A 16,357-nucleotide genomic window follows, 5' to 3' on the forward strand; every position below is an offset into this window, starting at 1 on the left:
TCGTCCGATCATCTCGTCGGGTGTGCGGTTTTGGTGAGGATCCGCACCGCGCTCTCCCGGAGCGCGGCCACGTCGACCTTGCCGTTGCGGTTGACGGGGAAGTCGGGGACCGTCACGACGGCGTTGGGCCGCTCGTAGGCGGCCAGGTAGGAGCGGAACCTGCTCCGCCAGACCCGCTCGTCGTCGGTGACGTCGCGCACGAAGAAGACGAGCACGGATCCGGCCCGCTCGTCGTCCAGCGCGACGACCTTCACCGGGGCGCCGCACTCCTCCGCCCGGCGCTCCAGGTATTCGGGGTAGAGCGTGTGCCCCATCCGGTGCACCGCGTTCATCCGGCCGAACACGTGGAGCCGGCCGCCGTCGTCGATCTGGCCGAGGTCGCGGGTCCTGAACCAGGTCTCGGCGCAGGGCTCCAGGCCGCCGTCCTCCCGCAGGTAGCCCTCGAGCCGGCCGGGGGTGCGCACCGTGACCTCCCCCGGGGAGCCCGCCGGCACCGGCGCGCCGTCCTCGCCGAGGACCCGGACCTCCACGCCGGGCAGCGGCGCCCCGCAGCCCTCGGTCCGGCCGGGGACGGTCAGCGCGATGTTGCCGGTCTCGGTCATCCCGTAGCCGTCCAGCAGGTCGTGTCCGGTCGCGGTGCGGAAGTGCGCCGCCAGCGACCGGTGCAGTGGCGCGCCGCCCACACACCACATGCGCACCCCGCGCAGACCCTCCAGGAGGGCGGGGGTGCGGGCGAACAGGGTCAGCATGCCGTGGTAGGTGGGCGGTGAGCCGTCGACGATCGTGGCCCCCGACTCGGCCATCGCGGTCAGCGCCTGCTCCAGCCTGCGGTAGGGGGCGACGAGCAGGCCGCATCCGGTCAGCCACCAGATGAGCAGCAGCGACATGCCGTACTGGTGGGAGAAGGGCAGCAGCGGCGCCAGCACGTCGTCGGGCCGGTAGCCCATGACCCGGGCGGTGACCCGGGAGTTCTCCATGACGGCGTGGCCGGACTTCACCACGGCCTTGGGATCGCCCGTCGTCCCCGACGACCACATGACGACGGCGTCGCGGCGCTGTTCCCAGCGTTCCAGGGAGATCCTCTCCGACGGCTCGGGGAGCGCGCCGGGCGGGCGGGCGGTGACCTCCAGGTCGAGTATCGACGAGGGCGGGAGCGGGGGCCGGGCCGCCGTCGCCCCCGCGACCGCCCAGCGCACCTTCGCCACGCGCGTGATCCGCTCCAGCTGCTCGGCGGTCAGTTGCGGGTCGGCCAGGACGATCGAGACGTCCAGGTGGCACAGGGCCAGCAGCGCGGTCACGAAACCGGCGGAGTTCTCTCCCGTCAGCAGCACCCGGTCACCGGCGCGCAGGCCCTGGCCGGCCAGCCGGGCGGCGACCTCCAGCGCCTCCTTCTCCGCCGCGGCCGGCCACAGGACCTCCCACGCCGGAGAAGTCCGGCCATCCGGCTCGTTCACAACGCCACCTCCGTCTGCGGTCCCGAATGCACGCACTGCTGAAGCGATACTTGACTGTGGTCGCCGAGAACGAGGCGCGAGCCGCCGGGCTCGGCCCAGACACGGGCGTCACGGCCGATCACCGACGCTCTGACGGGACCGACTCCGCGTAGCGACGCCCCCTGAAGCACGATGGAGGCCTCGATCGTACTGGTCTGTATGTCACAGTCGGCACCGATTGAGGTATGGGGGCCGATCGCGCTGTCCACCACGGTCGCGCCCACGCCGATGACGGCGGGCCCGACCACGCGGGAGCGGCGGACGGACGCGCCCGCGTCGACCATCACCGGGCCGATCAGCTCGCTGCCGCTGTCGACGTCGCCGCGGACCACCGGCTCGATCCCGGCGAGGACCTCGCGGTTGCAGTCCAGCAGGTCGTCGACGCTCGCGGTGTCCCTCCAGTAGCCGTCGGCGGTGTGGGCGAGCACGGTGCCCCCGTTGCCGATCAGCCAGGAGACGGCGTGGGTGATCTCCCGTTCCCTGCGCCAGGTCGGCTTGGTGCACAGGATGGCCTGGTGGATGGCGGGAGTGAAGACGTAGGCGCCGACCAGGGCCGGCTCTCCGGCCCGTCCCGGCCCCTCCGTCAGGTCCGTCACGTTGCCCGACCCGTCGACGCGGGCGACGCCGTGGCCGCCGGACCCGGGCGCCTGGCCGACCATCACCATCGCGTCGGGGCGGTCACGTAGCCGGAAGTCCGTCAGCAGCCCGTCGAAGCCGCGCAGGATGACGTTGTCGGCCAGGTGGACCAGGAAGTCGTCGTCCTGCAGGAAGTCCCGGGCGATGAGCACGCAGTGCGCGAGGCCGCGGGGGGTGTCCTGGTAGATGTAGGAGACGTCGAGCCCGAACGCCGCGCCGGTGCCGACGGCCTCGCGGACGACCCGGTCGTCCCTGTCCACGACGATCGCGGCCTCGGAGATCCCGGCTTTCCTGATGGCCTCCAGGCCGAGGAAGAGGACCGGCTGGTTGGCGACCGGGAGGAGCTGTCTCTGCGCGGTGTGGCTGAGAGGCCGCAGCCGCGCCCTCGCCCAGCCCGCCAGGACAAGTGCCTTCACGACCTATCCCTTCCTTCTCATATGACCTCGGGGGAGGCTGTGCGGCCTTATACGGCCGCTGCGATGTCGTGCATGTGAGAGGCCGCCCGCGCCGGGACGGGCTGGCTGTCCAGCATCCGGTAGCGCAGGCGCCGCAGCTCGTAGGAGGGCTCCAGCCCGAGCTCGCGGTCCAGTACGGCCTGCAGTTCCCGGTAGGCGCCCAGCGCCTCGTTGCGCCGGCCGACCTGGCACAGCGCCGTCATGAGACGGCCGTGGAACCATTCGTTGAGCGGGTTGGTCGCCACCAGGAACCTGAGCTCACCGATGAGTTCGCGGCCCCGGCCCGTCTGCAGGTCGGCGTCGATGCGCATCTCCAGGGCGCGGAGCCGCTGCTCCTCCAGGTCGGCGAGGTGGCCCTCGAGGACACGGCCGGCCGTGATGCCCATGAGCGGCGGCCCGGTCCACAGCTCCAGGGCCTGGCGCAGCCACCGGGACGCCTTTTCGGGGTCCCCGCCGTCCAGATGTGCCCGCCCTTTCTGGACGAGCTCGCGGAAGGCGAACACGTCGATCTGCTCGGGGCTCACCTCCAGGCTGTAACCAGGTGGCCTGGTGGTCAGGATCTCCGCCGCGGTGGTGTGGATCCCCTCGTGATCGAACAGTTTACGGAGCTGGTAAATATAGGTCTGGACAGTGGTCATGGCGCTTTTCGGGGGATTCTCTCCCCACAGTTCGAGGATCAGGGAGTTGGCGTCGATAATCTGGTTGGCGGAGAGCAGCAGCAGCCCCATGATCTGCTGCTGCCGGGGAGCGGTAAGTCGCCAGGCCCGGCTGCCTGAACTGATTTCCAACGGTCCGAGCACTTTGAACTCCACCATCAGGATCACCCTCAATTCCAGGCCGGTTCCGATCGCGGTCAGATCTGAAGGTAGTCAGTCCTCCGGGCCAGCGACAATAGAAATTCACCAAGGTCGCCGGATGTGAACCAGGGGGATCGCCTGAGTATCGAAAGATTCAGTTGTGGAGCGCCGGTACGGGCATTTCGGCTGGGACCGGAGGTGCCGGGAGGGGGGTTTCGGCTGGGACGGGGGGCACGGGGGCGGACGTTCCAGCCGGGGGCGGGGCCGGTCCGGTGGCCGCCCGCCGGGTGCGGGCGCCCGGCGGGCGCAGGCCGGCCAGCCGGAGCAGGGGCGCGGTCATGACGGTGGTGGCCAGCGCGACGACCGTCAGGATGGCCAGCAGCCGCTGGTCGATGAGCCCGGCCTGGTAGCCGACCTGGATCACCACCAGTTCGGTGAGGCCGCGGGTGTTCAGCAGGGAGCCCAGGATGAAGGACTCGCGCCAGGACAGCCCGGTGAGCCGGCCGCACAGGCCGGGTCCGGCGATCTTGCCGACGACGGCGGCGGTGAGCAGGGCGGCCAGGGCGCCCATGGTGGCCCCGTCCATCTGGAGCGAGCCGAGGTCGACGCTCAACCCGAAGCTCAGGAAGAAGAACGGCAGGAGCACCGACTTGGACGTCTCCATGAGCGCCGCGGCCCCCTGGCGGTGGGCCGGCCAGGCGATGCCGACCAGCAGCGCGCCGATGAGCTGGTGGATGCCGATCACCGCGGTCAGGGCCGCCGTCGCCGCCACCGCCACGACCGGCAGGACGCCGCCGGAGATCGGGGACGCCGGCCCGGCCCGGTCGGCCCAGCGGGCCAGCCCCAGGCGCACGGGGCCGAGGAAGGCGATGGTGACGACGAGCGCGCCGGCCGCGCTCACCAGCAGGCCGCCGGGCCCCGAGCCGCCGGCCACCGCCAGGGCGACGGCCAGCAGCAGCCAGCTGGCCCCGTCGCCCACCGCGGCGGCGAGCAGGCTGAGCTGTCCCGGACGGGTGCGGCCGATGCCGAGGTCGCTGAGCAGGCGGGCCAGCACGGGGAAGGCGGTGATGCTCAGCGCGCACCCGACGAACAGCACGGAGGCCGCCGGGTGCTCGGCCGTCCCGCCGGAGCCGCCGATCAGCGGGATGGCGACGAGCACGCCCGCGACGAACGGCACGGCCATCGACGCCTGGCTGATCAGCAGCCCCTGCCTGGCGGTCCCGCGCAGCCGCGTGGAGGCCAGCTCCTGGCCGACGCCGAACACGAACAGCACCAGGCCGAGCTGGGAGAGCCCGTCGATCATCGGCAGGATGTCGCGCGGCAGGAGCAGGTCCGCGAGCTCGGGGCTGAGGTTGCCCAGGAGTGAGGGGCCGAGCGCGAGACCTGCGCAGATCTCGCCGACCACCCGGGGCTGCCCCAGACGCTGGGCCAGCGAGCCGGCCAGGTGCGCGCAGGACAGCACGACGACGACGCCGAGGAAGAAGTGCGCGACCACGTCCAAGACCGTCATTCTCCGTTCGGCGAGAACGGGCACTTCCACTCCGGTTCGGTGAACCTGCCGCCGTAGTGTCGTGCCTCCTCTCTGTAAGTGGTGAAACTGGGGTTGGCGGATCCGTGGAACGAACGCTCACGGGCACGTATCTTGCCGCGGAGTTTGAAGAACTTGATCCCCAGGGCGTTGAACTGTATATGCGAATTGAAAACCAGGGCCGGTTTCTCGAATCGCCGGCTGGGCCGGGAGGCGCCGTTGTGCAGTCCTACGACGAAGAACGGGTGCGAGCCGACGGAGAACGCGAAGTCGGCTGACGCGGGGTCCGAGTCGTATTTGTCATTCCATTTGTAATTCTTGCTGTCCTCGTCGTGCATGGCCTGCAGGTGGCGCCAGACCCGGTCCTCGTACTCCTGCTCCGTGAGGTGGAGCGGTCCCTCGAAGGTGGCGACGAAGGAGGTGAAGCTGCGTGCGGACGGCTCGAAGGTCTTCAGGAAGGTGAGGAGGTCGCGGTGGTGGGCCAGGACCGACTCCTCGGCGCCCAGCTCCGGATAGTGGTGGTGCACGATGGATTTCTTGCGCAACGCCGCACGCGCCCCGAGACAGACGAAGTCGCTCTGCTCGATGAACTTGGCCAGAGCGTCGAAGACGTCGTCATCCATGCCGGTAGCTCCAAGATCAGAGGGGGATGTTGCCGTGGCTGCCCCGCGTGGGCGGGGCGCAGGCGATGGCCCGCGCGATCGCACCCCGGGTCTCGTGGGTGGCGATGACCTCGTCGACGACACCGAGCTCGACGGCGCGTCCGAGGCCGCCGGCGATCTCGTCGTGCTGTACGGCCAGCTCCTCCTCCAGGGCCGCCTGCTCCTCGGGGGAGGAGCAGGCGGCGAGGCGGCGGCGGTGCAGGATGCGCACGGCCGCGACCGTGCCCATCACGGCCACCTCGGTGGTCGGCCAGGCGAAGACGCGGGTCGCGCCGAGCGCGCGGGAGTTCATCGCGATGTAGGCGCCGCCGTACGCCTTGCGCGTGACCAGGGTGACCCGGGGGACCGACGCCTCGGCGAAGGCGTGGAGCAGTTTGGCGCCGCGCCGTACGACGCCGTCCCACTCCTGGCTCACCCCGGGCAGGTAGCCGGGGACGTCCACGATGACGACGAGGGGGACTCCGAACGCATCGCACATCCGCACGAAGCGGGCGGCCTTCTCCGCCGAGATGGCGTTGAGGCAGCCGCCGAGCCGCATGGGGTTGTTGGCGATGACCCCGACGGTCCGCCCGCCGAGCCTGCCCAGCGTGGTCACGATGTTCGGCGCCCACTTGGCGTGCAGCTCCACGCCACGCTCGTCGAGGAGCCCGTCGACGACCGGCTGCACGGAGTAGGCCCGCTTGGGGTTGTCCGGCAGCAGCGTCGAGAAGTCGATCTCGGCGACCTCGCCGGGCACGCCGCCCTGCTCGCCCAGCAGCCCGGTGAGGGTCCGGGCTCTGGCGAACGCCTCCTCGTCGGTCTTGGTGACCACGTGCACGACGCCGCTCTTGCGGCTGTGCGGGTCGGGCCCGCCCAGCGTGGCCATGTCGACGTCCTCGCCGGTGACGCTGCGCACCACGTCGGGCCCGGTGACGAAGATGCGGCCCTGGGCGGACATGATCACGATGTCGGTCAGCGCGGGGCCGTAGGCGGCCCCGCCCGCGGCGGGGCCGAACACGACGGAGATCTGCGGCACGACGCCGGAGGCGCGGGTCATGGCCGCGAAGACGCGGCCCACCGCGTGGAGCGAGGCCACGCCCTCGGCCAGCCGGGCGCCGCCGGAGTGCCAGAGCCCGATGATCGGCAGGCGGCCGTGCACCGCGGTGTCGTAGGCGCGGACGATGTGCTCGCAGCCCGCCGAGCCCATCGCGCCGCCCTGTACGCGGGGATCGCTGGCGAAGGCCACCGCCTTGACGCCCTGCACCCGGCCGATGCCGGCGAGCACCCCGCTGCCGTCGGCGGGGGCCAGGAGCGTCAGCGATCCGGGGTCGAAGAACGTCGCCAGGCGCGGATGGGGGTCCCTGGGGTCCGCGTCCCCGGCCGCGGGCGCGGTGCTGGGGACGCGGGTCTCGTCGAGCAGGGTCATCCGAGGGCTCCCTGGGCCGCGACCGGCTGCGGAGCCGGGCTCGGGACGGTGGCGGTGGCGCGCCAGACCCGCAGGGCCGCGGCGACCAGCCAGACCGTGGGGATCGCCATGCCGAACAGCGGGTAGAGCACGCCGTAGCCGAGGTCGGTCAGTCCGGTGGAGTAGAGGTAGCCGGCGGTCACCACGCCGCCCACGCCGCCGACGACGCCGAGCCAGCCGACCCAGCGGGCGTACAGCGAGCTGAGGAGCATGGCGCCGCCGTACGCCAGGGGCGCCAGGCCCAGCACCAGCAGCACCCCGGTTATCTCCGTGGAGTAGGCGGTCCGGGTGCTGGAGGCGAAGATGGCCTCGTAGGCGTCGCCGCCGGCGCCGGCCTTCTGCCAGGTCTCCGCCATGAAGGTGTGGACGTATCCGTCGCGGGCGTAGGTGGTGATCAGCAGTGACACGCCGGCGATGGCGAGACCGTTGCCGATCAGCGCCAGCGGCCTGGCCGAGGACTTCTCGAAGGTCTCGCCGATCGTGATCAGGCCGACCAGCTTGAGCGCGGTCCCCACGGTGACGGCGAGGTGGAGCAGCACCCAGAGCGCGGGCGCCGACACGATGCCGTTCATGTAGTCGGCCGCGGAGATGTCGGCGAACGGGTCCTGCATGGTCATCGGCACCGACAGCGCGGCGATCACGGCCAGCGTCACGCCGCCGAGCCCGGCCGCCGCGCCGATCCGGTAGGCGGCGCGTTTCTCAGTCACCCATTGCATGGAAGCCTCCATCCACGTGAATCACTTCTCCGGTCGTCGCCGGGAACCAGTCGGAGAGCAGGGCGACGCAGGCGCGCGCCACCGGTTCGCAGTCGTCGGCCTTCCAGCCCAGCGCCGACCTGTCGTCCCAGGTCGCCTCGACGCCGGCGAAGCCGGGGATGCCGCGGGCGGCGAGTGTCCTGAGCGGGCCGGCGGCCACGAGGTTGACCCGGATGCCCTGCGGCCCGAGGTAACGGGCCAGGTAACGGGAGCAGGACTCCAGTCCCGCCTTCGCCACGCCCATCCAGTCGTAGGAGGACCAGCTGACGGTGGCGTCGAAGTCCAGGCCCACGATGGAGCCCCCGGCGGGCATCAGCGGCGCGCACGCGACGCTGAGCGATTTGAGGGAGTAGGTCGACACCTGGAACGTCGTCGCGACGTCCGGCCACGACGTCTCCAGGAAGCCGCCGCCCAGCGCGGCCTCCGGGGCGAAGGCCACCGCGTGCAGCACCCCGTCGAGGCGGTCGACGTGCTCGCCGACCCGCTCGGCGAGGCTGGCGAGGTGGCTGTCGTCGGTCACGTCGAGCTCGATGACGGGAGTGTCGGGGTCGGGCAGCCGCCGGGCCGTGCGCTGGACGAGGCTCATCCTGCCGAATCCCGTCAGCACGACCTTCGCGCCCTGCTCCTGGGCGACCTTGGCCACGTTGAACGCGATGGACGCCTCGGTCAGCACGCCGGTGACGAGCAGGTTCTTCCCGGTGAGTATCCCCATCTCGGCACTTCCCTTCAGCCGGTCGAGGTGGACGAGGCGGGCGTCACGGTGACCACACCGGTCCGCCACAGGAGCTTGACCAGGTGGAGCTGGAGCTCGTTGAGGTTCTCCTGAAGGTCGCGGTAGCGCATGCCGCCGTCCTGCAGGCAGTCCCACACGACCTTGCCGCCGTCGACCTCGTCGAAGCTGCGCACCTCGACGCCGCCGGCGGCGCCCTCGACCGAGTAGCGGTGGCAGGGGAGGGGCTGCGACAGGGGGGAGATCACCGCGTCGCCGTTCTTGACCGGGTCCTCCCAGTACTTGGTGAGGGCGGCCCGCTCCTCCGGCGACAGCTCGAAGGGCGGCGGCGGAGCGAAGCCCTTGAAGCCCGGGATGTCGAGGCCGAGGCTCTTGCGGATCGTCGCGCCGGGAGCCAGGGCGACGAGGTCGTCGTCGCCGATCCGCCCGGGGTCGGCCATGCCGTAGGCCTTCATGTACGGGCCCTCGGCGTCGAGGTCGGCCTGGGTGCCGTCGGGGTTGGTCAGCACCCGCAGCAGGTCGGGCTCCATCGTCGTGCTGAGCAGGATCTGGAAGGTCTGCTCGCGGACCTCCGTGGTGACGTCCTGTCCCCGGGTGCGCCAGTAGATGCTGTCCGGGTTGCTCTTGCCGATCGCGTGGTACCACTGGTCGATCGAGAGCGAGAAGGACTCGGCGATGCCGTGCCACTCCATGTCGTAGTCGTGCCACAGGTCCCGCTTGTGCTGCTCGTCGACGCTGTCGTCGAAGGTCGCCTTGAGCACGGTGGCGGCCGACAGGCCGTGGTGCATGGCGAAGGCCACCCCGGAGGAGAACAGGGGGTCGACGAAGTAGGCGGCGTCGCCGACCAGGATCCAGCGCTCGTCGAAGTCGGCGAACTGGTCGTTGATCATGGAGTAGTTGGTGGCGGTCTGCATCTTGTCGGAGATCGGCGTGCCGTTCTTGACCAGCTCGCCGACGAGCGGGATCTCCTTGATCGCCTTGGTGAACTGCTCGAGGTCGGTGAAGTCCTTGCCCGGCTCCTTGAGGATCGCGGGGATGGTCACGATCCCGACGGAGTGCGTCATCACGCGCTCACCGTCGATGATCTTCGGGACCGGGATGTACCAGCACCAGCCGTCGGAGAAGGCCGAGCAGGCGATGGGGGACAGGCTCTTCTCCCGGAAGATGTTCCAGTCCTCGGGGATGTCGTAGGCGTGCTGGGCGCCGGTGTAGTGCTGCCAGATCGCGATGTTCTTGTAGCCCGACAGGTAGTTGCGCTTCTTCTTGGAGGCGATGCTGTTGCGGCGCCCGGAGGCGTCGACGAAGTAGCCGCAGCGGATCTTGCGACCGTCGTTGAGCGTGACCTCGCAGCCGTCCTCCAGCCGGTCGAAGGCCGAGACCGTCGTCTCCTCGAACACCGAAACCCCGCACTCGGCGGCGTGCTGCAGCAGCATGTGGTCGAACTCGGAGCGGTTGACGTGGGCCGCCCAGCGGTGCACCCCGTCCTCCAGATACGAGTCGTGGTCGAAGAAGCCCACGTTGGGCGTCTTGTTCCATCGGAAGAGGCCGCCGAACTTCTGTACCTTGAAGTCGCTGGACATCATCTTGTCCAGCGCGCCGATCTCCTCCAGCGCGGGCGTGGTGGGGTGCGCGAGCGACTCGCCGATGTGCTCGCGCGGGAACTGCGCCTTGTCGAAAATCGCCGTGCTCAAATTGGTGGTGCGCGCCAATTGTGCGCCCAGCGTCGACCCGGCCGGTCCGCCGCCCATGATGATGACGTCGTAATAGGCGCCTATCGCGTCGGTCATTGCATCCCCTTTTCCGCGTTTGTTTGGGAGCGGCGAGACGATGTCCGCCAGAAGCCAGAGTGTCATCGACCGGCCGTTGCGGAACCGAGGAGATTACCGAAGACATTCGCTACGGTCTTAACGCGGCAAGTACGGCGATGCACTGTTGTCGAGTGGCTGACAACGATTTCAAGGCACTGCTCGCCTCGCCTGACGTACGCCGGTTCGTACTGGCGGGCTTCGTGGGCCGGATGCAGATGTCCATGCTGGGCATCGCGACGATCCTGCTGGTGACCTCGGCCACCGGCTCCTACGCACTCGCCGGCGCGGTGGGTGCCACCATCCTGGTCTCCCAGGCGTTCGCCGCTCCACGGATCGGCCGGCTGGGCGACCGCTACGGGCAGGGACGGGTCCTGCGACCGGTCGTGCTGCTGCACGCGCTCGGGCTGGCCGGCATCATGGCCGGCGTCGCGACGGGCGCGGTCTGGCTGCTGTTCCTGTCGGCGGTCTGCGCGGGCCTGGCCTTCCCCCCGCTGGGCCCGATGGTCCGCGCCCGGTGGACGGCGCTGGTGGGCGGGACCCCGCAACTGAAGACGGCCTTCTCCGTCGAGGGGGCCATCGACGAGGTGATCTACATCGTCGGCCCGGTGCTCGCCACCATGCTCGCCGCGGCGCTCCACCCGGCGGCGGGCTTCGTCGCGGGCCTGGTCCTGACGGTGGCCGGCGGGCTGGCCTACGCCGCCATGCGGCGCACCGAGCCGCCGCTCGCCACCGAGCACCACCGCGAGCCGTCCCTCCTGAGGGTCTCCGGCCTGCGCCTGGTGCTGGTGTTCGGGCTCGCGCTGGGCGTCATCCTCGGCTCGGTGGAGATCTCCATGGTCGCCTTCACCGAGGATCTCGGCCGCCCCGCGCTCGCCGGCCCGTTCGTCGCCGCGCTGTCGGTCGGCAGCCTCGTCACCGGCCTGCTGTACGGCTCGCGGCAGTGGACGGCACCGCTGGCCCAGCGGTTCCTGGCCTGTTCGGCGTGTCTGGCCGTCGGCCTGCTGCCGCTCGTCGTCACCACCGGCCTGCCGCTGATGGCCCTCAGCGCCTTCGTCGCCGGCGCGGCCATCGCCCCGACGCTGATCGTCATGTACGAGATCGTGGAGACGCTGGTGCCCGCGGCCCGCAGCAGCGAGGGGTTCGCCTGGGTGCAGAGCGCCCTGGTGATCGGCCTGGCGGCCGGTGTGTCGCTCTCCGGCCAGGTGACGGACGCCCTCGACGGGCACCACGCCTTCCGGGTCACCGCCGCGGCGGGGGCCGTGGCGCTCGTGATGGCGGCGCTGTACGTGCGGTCCGGGCAGGGCGTGCGGCGCGCCGAGGCCGTGCTCGCGAAATCGCGGAACGACGACCACGCCGGGCGGGACCGCAGTCCCAAGGACTTCGGTAATTCCCTCGGTGGAAAAAAGCCCGACCGGTGCGATGCTTAATTCGGAAGCGATGACTTGTAAATGCGGCGAAGCGCCAACGCGAAGTAGGGACACGATGCGTGATATCGCGATAGTCGGCATGGGATGCCGTTTCCCCGGCGCAGGAAATCTGAACGAATATCTGGGAATCCTGCTCGGCGGCGAGCACCGATTTCATTCGGTGCCGGCGGAGCGCTGGGAGCACAAGGTTTTCCACGACCCCGCCGACCGCAGGGCGGCGCGGAAGGCCTACACCGACCAGGTGTCCTACCTGGAGGGCATCGACCGCTTCGACGCCGCCTACTTCCGGATGCCGCCGCGGCGGGTGCGGACGATGGACCCGCAGCAGCGGCTCCTGCTCGACGTCGCCCGCGAGGCCGTCCAGGACGCGGGTTGGGAGCGGCGCCCGTTCGACCGTGAGAACACGGGCGTCTACTTCGCGATGAGCACCGCCGACTTCATGTATCTCACGCCCGACCCCATGGACATGGAGCCCTGGTCGATCCCGGGCGAGCAGCTCAACATGGCGGCCACCAACGTCAGCCAGTTCTACGACCTCGGCGGACCCAGCTTCACGGTGGACTCCTCCTGCTCGTCGGGACTGGTCGCGCTGCACGAGGCCGTCGTCGCGCTCCGCACCGGGGTGTGCGCCGAGGCGCTCGTCGGAGGAGCCTACGTCAACCTCATCCCGCACAGCCTGATCGGCTTCTCCAAGGTGGGCGCGGTCTCGCCCAGCGGCGTGTGCAGGCCCTTCGACCACCGCGCCGACGGCTTCGTGCTCGGCGAGGGGGTCGGCGTGGTGGTCCTGCGCCCGCTGGAGGCGGCGCTGGCCGCCGGCGACCGCGTCTACGCGGTGATCCGCGGCATCGGCTGCTCCAACGACGGCACCACCGACGGGCCGATGACGCCGCGGTCGAAGGGCCAGCGCCTGTCACTGCGCCGGGCCTACGCCGACGCCGGCGTCGACCCCGGCTCCGTGGGCTTCATCGAAGCCCACGGCACCGCCACCACGGTCGGCGACCGGGTGGAGCTGGAGTCGCTGCAGCGGGTCCGGAACGAGTCCGGCGCGGCGCCCGAGCCCGCCTACCTGGGATCGGTCAAGGCGCTGATCGGCCACTCCCTCACCGCCTCCGGCATGGCGTCCCTGATCAAGACGGCGCTCTCCCTGCACCACTCGGTGATCCCCCGCCAGCCGGAGACCCTGCCGGGCCCGGAGGCGGACCCGGCGGCCGCCGCCCTGCGGATCCCGGACGCCAACATCCCCTGGCCGCGGACCGGCTCCGCCGTCCGCCGCGCGGGCATCAACTCCTTCGCCTTCGGCGGGACCAACGTGCACGTCGTGCTGGAGGAGGCCCCGGCCGGCCCCGAGCCGGCCGGGCAGCCGGAGCCGCCCCGCGCCGAGCTGTTCCTGTTCTCCGCCGGCTCGGCGGAGCTGCTGGCCGACTATCTCGACCGGTTCCTCGACCACCTCGCCGCCGACCCCGGGCTGTCGCAGGCGTCGATCGCCGCCACGCTCGCCGGGCGCGAGCTGCTCAAGGCGCGGCTGGCGGTCGTGGCGGCCGACCGGGACGAGCTCGTCCGGCTGCTGCGCTCGGCGGGTACGGCGCTGCGGGAGGGGCGGACCGGCTCGCTGGGCGACGGCGTGTACGCCGCCGACGCCCCCGTCGACGCCAAGCAGCGCTCGGTGGCGTTCCTGTTCCCCGGTCAGGGCAGCCAGCGGCCCCACCTCCTGGCGGACCTGTACGAGCGCTTCGGCCGCTTCCGCGAGGTGGCCGGCGCGCTCGACGCGGTGGCCAGGGAGAACTTCGGCGTCGACGTCCTGGACAGCGTCTACGGGGAGGGTGCCGACAGTGAGGCGGGCCGGGAGCGGATGAGGGGCACCGACGTGTGCCAGCCCCTGCTGGGGGTGCTCGGCCTCGCGGCCGCCCACCTGGCGCGCTCCTGCGGGGTCACGCCGTCGGTGACGCTCGGGCACAGCGTCGGGGAGTTCCCCGCCGCCGCGGCCGCCGGGGCGATGGACGAGGCCGAGGCGGTCCGCATCATGGGCGGCCGCGGCGCCGTCATGCGGCGGGCGGAGACCGGCGAGGGCGGCGGGATGCTCGTCGTCCAGGCCGACGCCGCCGCGACCGCCGAGCTGTCGGAGGGGATCGACGGCGTGTGGCCCGCGTGTTTCAACCACCCGCGGCAGACGGTCGTCGCCGGGATGCCGGAGGGCCTGGCCGCGCTCGCCGAGCGGTGCGCGGCGGCGCGCGTCAGCGCCCAGCCGCTGGCGGTCTCCAACGCCTTCCACACCCCCCTGCTCGAAGGCGTCCGCGCCGACGTCCGCAAGGACCTGGAGCTGCGTGAGATCGGCCGCCCCGCGGACGCGGCCTTCGTCTCGTGCGTCAGCGGCGCGCGCGCCGAGGATCCCGCGGCCCTGCGCGAGCTGTGGGAGGGACACGCCTCGTCGCCGGTGCGCTTCGCCGACGCCACGCTCGCCGCCCACGAGCTGGGCGCCCGGATCTTCGTCCAGGTCAGCGGGGGCCGCTCGCTCCTGGCGATGACCCGGCGGACCCTGGGCGACCAGAACGGCTGCCACTACGTCGCGCTGTCCGGCGACACCCCCGACGGCGGCCGCAGCTTCCTGAGCGGGCTGGGCCAGCTCGCGGTGCTCGGGGTGCCGGTGACGCCGCCCGACGACAGCCGCCGGACGGTCGTGGACCTGCCGCCCTCGCCGCTGCTGCGCAAGGTCCACGCGCTGCCCCCCTTCCCGATGCCGGCCGCACGGCCGGCGGCCGCGGCGCAGGCCGTACGGCCCGGGCCCGCGGTGCCCGTATCCGCCGCCCAGCCGGGGCCGGCCGCGCCCGCCGCGCAGCCGGGTCCCGCATACCCGTCCACAGCGGAGGAGAGTCATGTGAGCGAGATCGTCAGCCTTTTCCGTGAGCAGATCGCCCTGCTGCGCGCCGCCGGGGCCGGAGCGGGGGCCGGAGCCGGCCTGCCGCCGGCCGCCGGCGAGGCGCTCCTCGCCCAGCAGGCCCAGCGGGCCGTACCGGCCCAGGCCCCGCAGGCGGTCCCGGCCGCGGCGCCGCCCGGCGGGTCCGCCGCCGTCCGGGACCGGGTCTGCGAGCAGATCGCCAGGATCGGCGCGTTCCCGATCGAGCAGCTGACCGGCCGGACCCTCCTGGTCGAGGAGCTCGGTTTCGACTCGCTGATGATCACGGAGCTGCGGACCTCGCTCCAGGGTGTCTGGCCCGCGCTGGCCGGCGGCCTGACCGGCCTGGCCAAGCGGCCGGCCATCGACGAGGTGGTCGCCGCCGTAGCCGCGCGGATCGGCGTGGCCCCCGAGGTCCCCGCCGCCCCCGTCCCGGACGTCGCCCCCGTCGCGGTCACCGCCGCGGTCCCCGACGCGGCGGTGCCGCGGCAGCGGGTCGCGATGGAGACGGGCATCGAGGGCTGGGCCGACCTCGTCGAGCACCGGGAGTTCATGAAGGGGATCGGCCGCAACCCCTACTTCATCGACCACCAGGCCAACATCAGCTCGACGACCGTGGTGGAGGGCAAGGAGCTGATCAGCTTCTCCAGCTACAACTACCTCGGCCTCTCCGGGCACCCGAAGGTCAACGCCGCGGTCCGCGAGGCCGTCGAACGCTACGGCACCTCGGTCTCGGCCAGCCGCTTCCTGTCCGGCAACCGGCCGATCCACCACGAGCTCGAAGCCGAGCTGGCCGCCCTGCTGGGCACCGAGGACGCGGTGGTCATGGTCAGCGGGCACGCCACCAACGTCTCCGTCATCGGGCACCTCGTCGGGGCGGGCGACCTCATCGTCCACGACGAGCTGGCCCACGACAGCATCCTGCAGGGGTGCCACCTGTCCGGCGCCACCCGCCGGCCCTTCGCGCACAACGACCCGGCCGCGCTGGAGGAGGTGCTCAGACGCCACCGCCACCTGTACCGCAGGGCGCTGGTCATCATCGAAGGGGTCTACAGCATGGACGGCGACATCGCCGACCTGCCGGCCATCATCGAGACCAAGAACCGCCACGGGGCCGTCCTCCTCATCGACGAGGCCCACAGCCTCGGGACGGTCGGCAAGTCCGGCGGCGGCGTCGGCGACTACTTCGACATCGACCGCTCCCAGGTGGAGCTGTGGTCGGGCACCCTGTCCAAGGCCGGGGCGAGCTGCGGCGGCTACGTCGCCGGCTCCCGCGACCTCGTCGACTACCTGAAGTACACCGTCCCCGGCTTCGTCTACAGCGTGGGGATGACCCCGCCCAACGCGGCCGCCGCCCTCGCCGCCCTGCAGGTGATGCGCGAGGAGCCGGAGCGCCTGGAGCGGCTGCGGAGCAACTCCGAGCTGTTCCTGCGGCTGGCCAAGGAGGCCGGCGTCGACACCGGCGTGAGCGCCGACTCGCCGGTCGTCCCGTGCATCGTCGGCGACTCCCAGCAGTGCCTGGCGCTGGCCAACAGGCTCTTCGACCGGGGCATCAGCGCCAACCCCATCCTCTATCCCGCGGTGCCCGAGGAGCTGGTCCGTCTCCGGTTCTTCGTCACCTCCGAGCACACCCCGCAGCAGATCGAACACACCATCGGCGTCCTCGCCGAGGAGCTGAGAAGCCTGTCGAGCTGAGAAGCCTGCCGAGCTGAGAAGAACCCCTGACTGCTCG

Annotated in this window: 11 protein-coding genes; 2 read left to right on the forward strand and 9 right to left on the reverse strand. The window is 71.5% G+C overall.

The window, feature by feature from the left end:
* Positions 1–8 precede the first annotated feature (8 nt).
* The 9 genes from ACZ6R6_RS01830 to ACZ6R6_RS01870 form a co-directional block, all read right to left on the reverse strand.
* Positions 9–1,454 (reverse strand): class I adenylate-forming enzyme family protein, encoded by a 1,446-nt coding sequence (locus ACZ6R6_RS01830; protein WP_470089343.1) that lies wholly within the window; start codon positions 1,452–1,454, stop codon positions 9–11.
* The gene (locus tag ACZ6R6_RS01835; protein ID WP_470089345.1) at positions 1,451–2,545 is read right to left on the reverse strand and encodes a sugar phosphate nucleotidyltransferase; all 1,095 of its coding nucleotides are present in this window, start codon (positions 2,543–2,545) and stop codon (positions 1,451–1,453) included. The genes ACZ6R6_RS01830 and ACZ6R6_RS01835 overlap by 4 nt, the downstream gene beginning before the upstream one ends.
* Before the next feature lie 47 nt (positions 2,546–2,592).
* Positions 2,593–3,399 carry an AfsR/SARP family transcriptional regulator gene (locus ACZ6R6_RS01840; RefSeq protein WP_470089347.1) on the reverse strand — a complete coding sequence of 269 codons (807 nt, stop codon included), beginning with the start codon at positions 3,397–3,399 and terminating at the stop codon, positions 2,593–2,595.
* Positions 3,400–3,535: 136 nt separating this feature from the next.
* Positions 3,536–4,876: a cation:proton antiporter gene (locus ACZ6R6_RS01845; protein WP_470089516.1), complete on the reverse strand. Its 1,341-nt coding sequence runs from the start codon at positions 4,874–4,876 to the stop codon at positions 3,536–3,538.
* An 11-nt stretch (positions 4,877–4,887) separates the two neighbouring features.
* Positions 4,888–5,532, reverse strand: coding sequence for a guanitoxin biosynthesis heme-dependent pre-guanitoxin N-hydroxylase GntA (gene gntA, locus ACZ6R6_RS01850; RefSeq protein WP_470089349.1), 645 nt, complete (start codon positions 5,530–5,532; stop codon positions 4,888–4,890).
* 16 nt (positions 5,533–5,548) lie between these two features.
* Positions 5,549–6,976, reverse strand: a complete 1,428-nt coding sequence (locus ACZ6R6_RS01855; RefSeq protein ID WP_470089351.1) for an acyl-CoA carboxylase subunit beta — start codon at positions 6,974–6,976, stop codon at positions 5,549–5,551.
* On the reverse strand, positions 6,973–7,722 hold the full coding sequence (locus tag ACZ6R6_RS01860) for a hypothetical protein (protein WP_470089353.1): 750 nt from the start codon (positions 7,720–7,722) through the stop codon (positions 6,973–6,975). Before ACZ6R6_RS01860 ends, ACZ6R6_RS01855 begins: the two co-directional genes overlap by 4 nt.
* On the reverse strand, positions 7,715–8,482 hold the full coding sequence (gene fabI, locus ACZ6R6_RS01865; protein WP_470089355.1) for an enoyl-ACP reductase FabI: 768 nt from the start codon (positions 8,480–8,482) through the stop codon (positions 7,715–7,717). The genes ACZ6R6_RS01860 and fabI overlap by 8 nt, the downstream gene beginning before the upstream one ends.
* Before the next feature lie 14 nt (positions 8,483–8,496).
* Positions 8,497–10,287, reverse strand: coding sequence for an NAD(P)/FAD-dependent oxidoreductase (locus ACZ6R6_RS01870; protein ID WP_470089356.1), 1,791 nt, complete (start codon positions 10,285–10,287; stop codon positions 8,497–8,499).
* A gap of 152 nt (positions 10,288–10,439) precedes the next feature.
* Between ACZ6R6_RS01870 and ACZ6R6_RS01875 the strand changes: the two genes are divergently transcribed.
* A complete protein-coding gene (locus tag ACZ6R6_RS01875) occupies positions 10,440–11,735 on the forward strand; it encodes an MFS transporter (protein WP_470089358.1) in 1,296 nt (431 codons plus the stop codon).
* A gap of 55 nt (positions 11,736–11,790) precedes the next feature.
* Complete coding sequence (locus ACZ6R6_RS01880) at positions 11,791–16,320, forward strand: aminotransferase class I/II-fold pyridoxal phosphate-dependent enzyme (RefSeq protein ID WP_470089360.1); 4,530 nt, start codon at positions 11,791–11,793, stop codon at positions 16,318–16,320.
* Positions 16,321–16,357 lie beyond the last annotated feature (37 nt).

It is taken from the genome of Streptosporangium sp. NPDC048886, assembly GCF_055586905.1.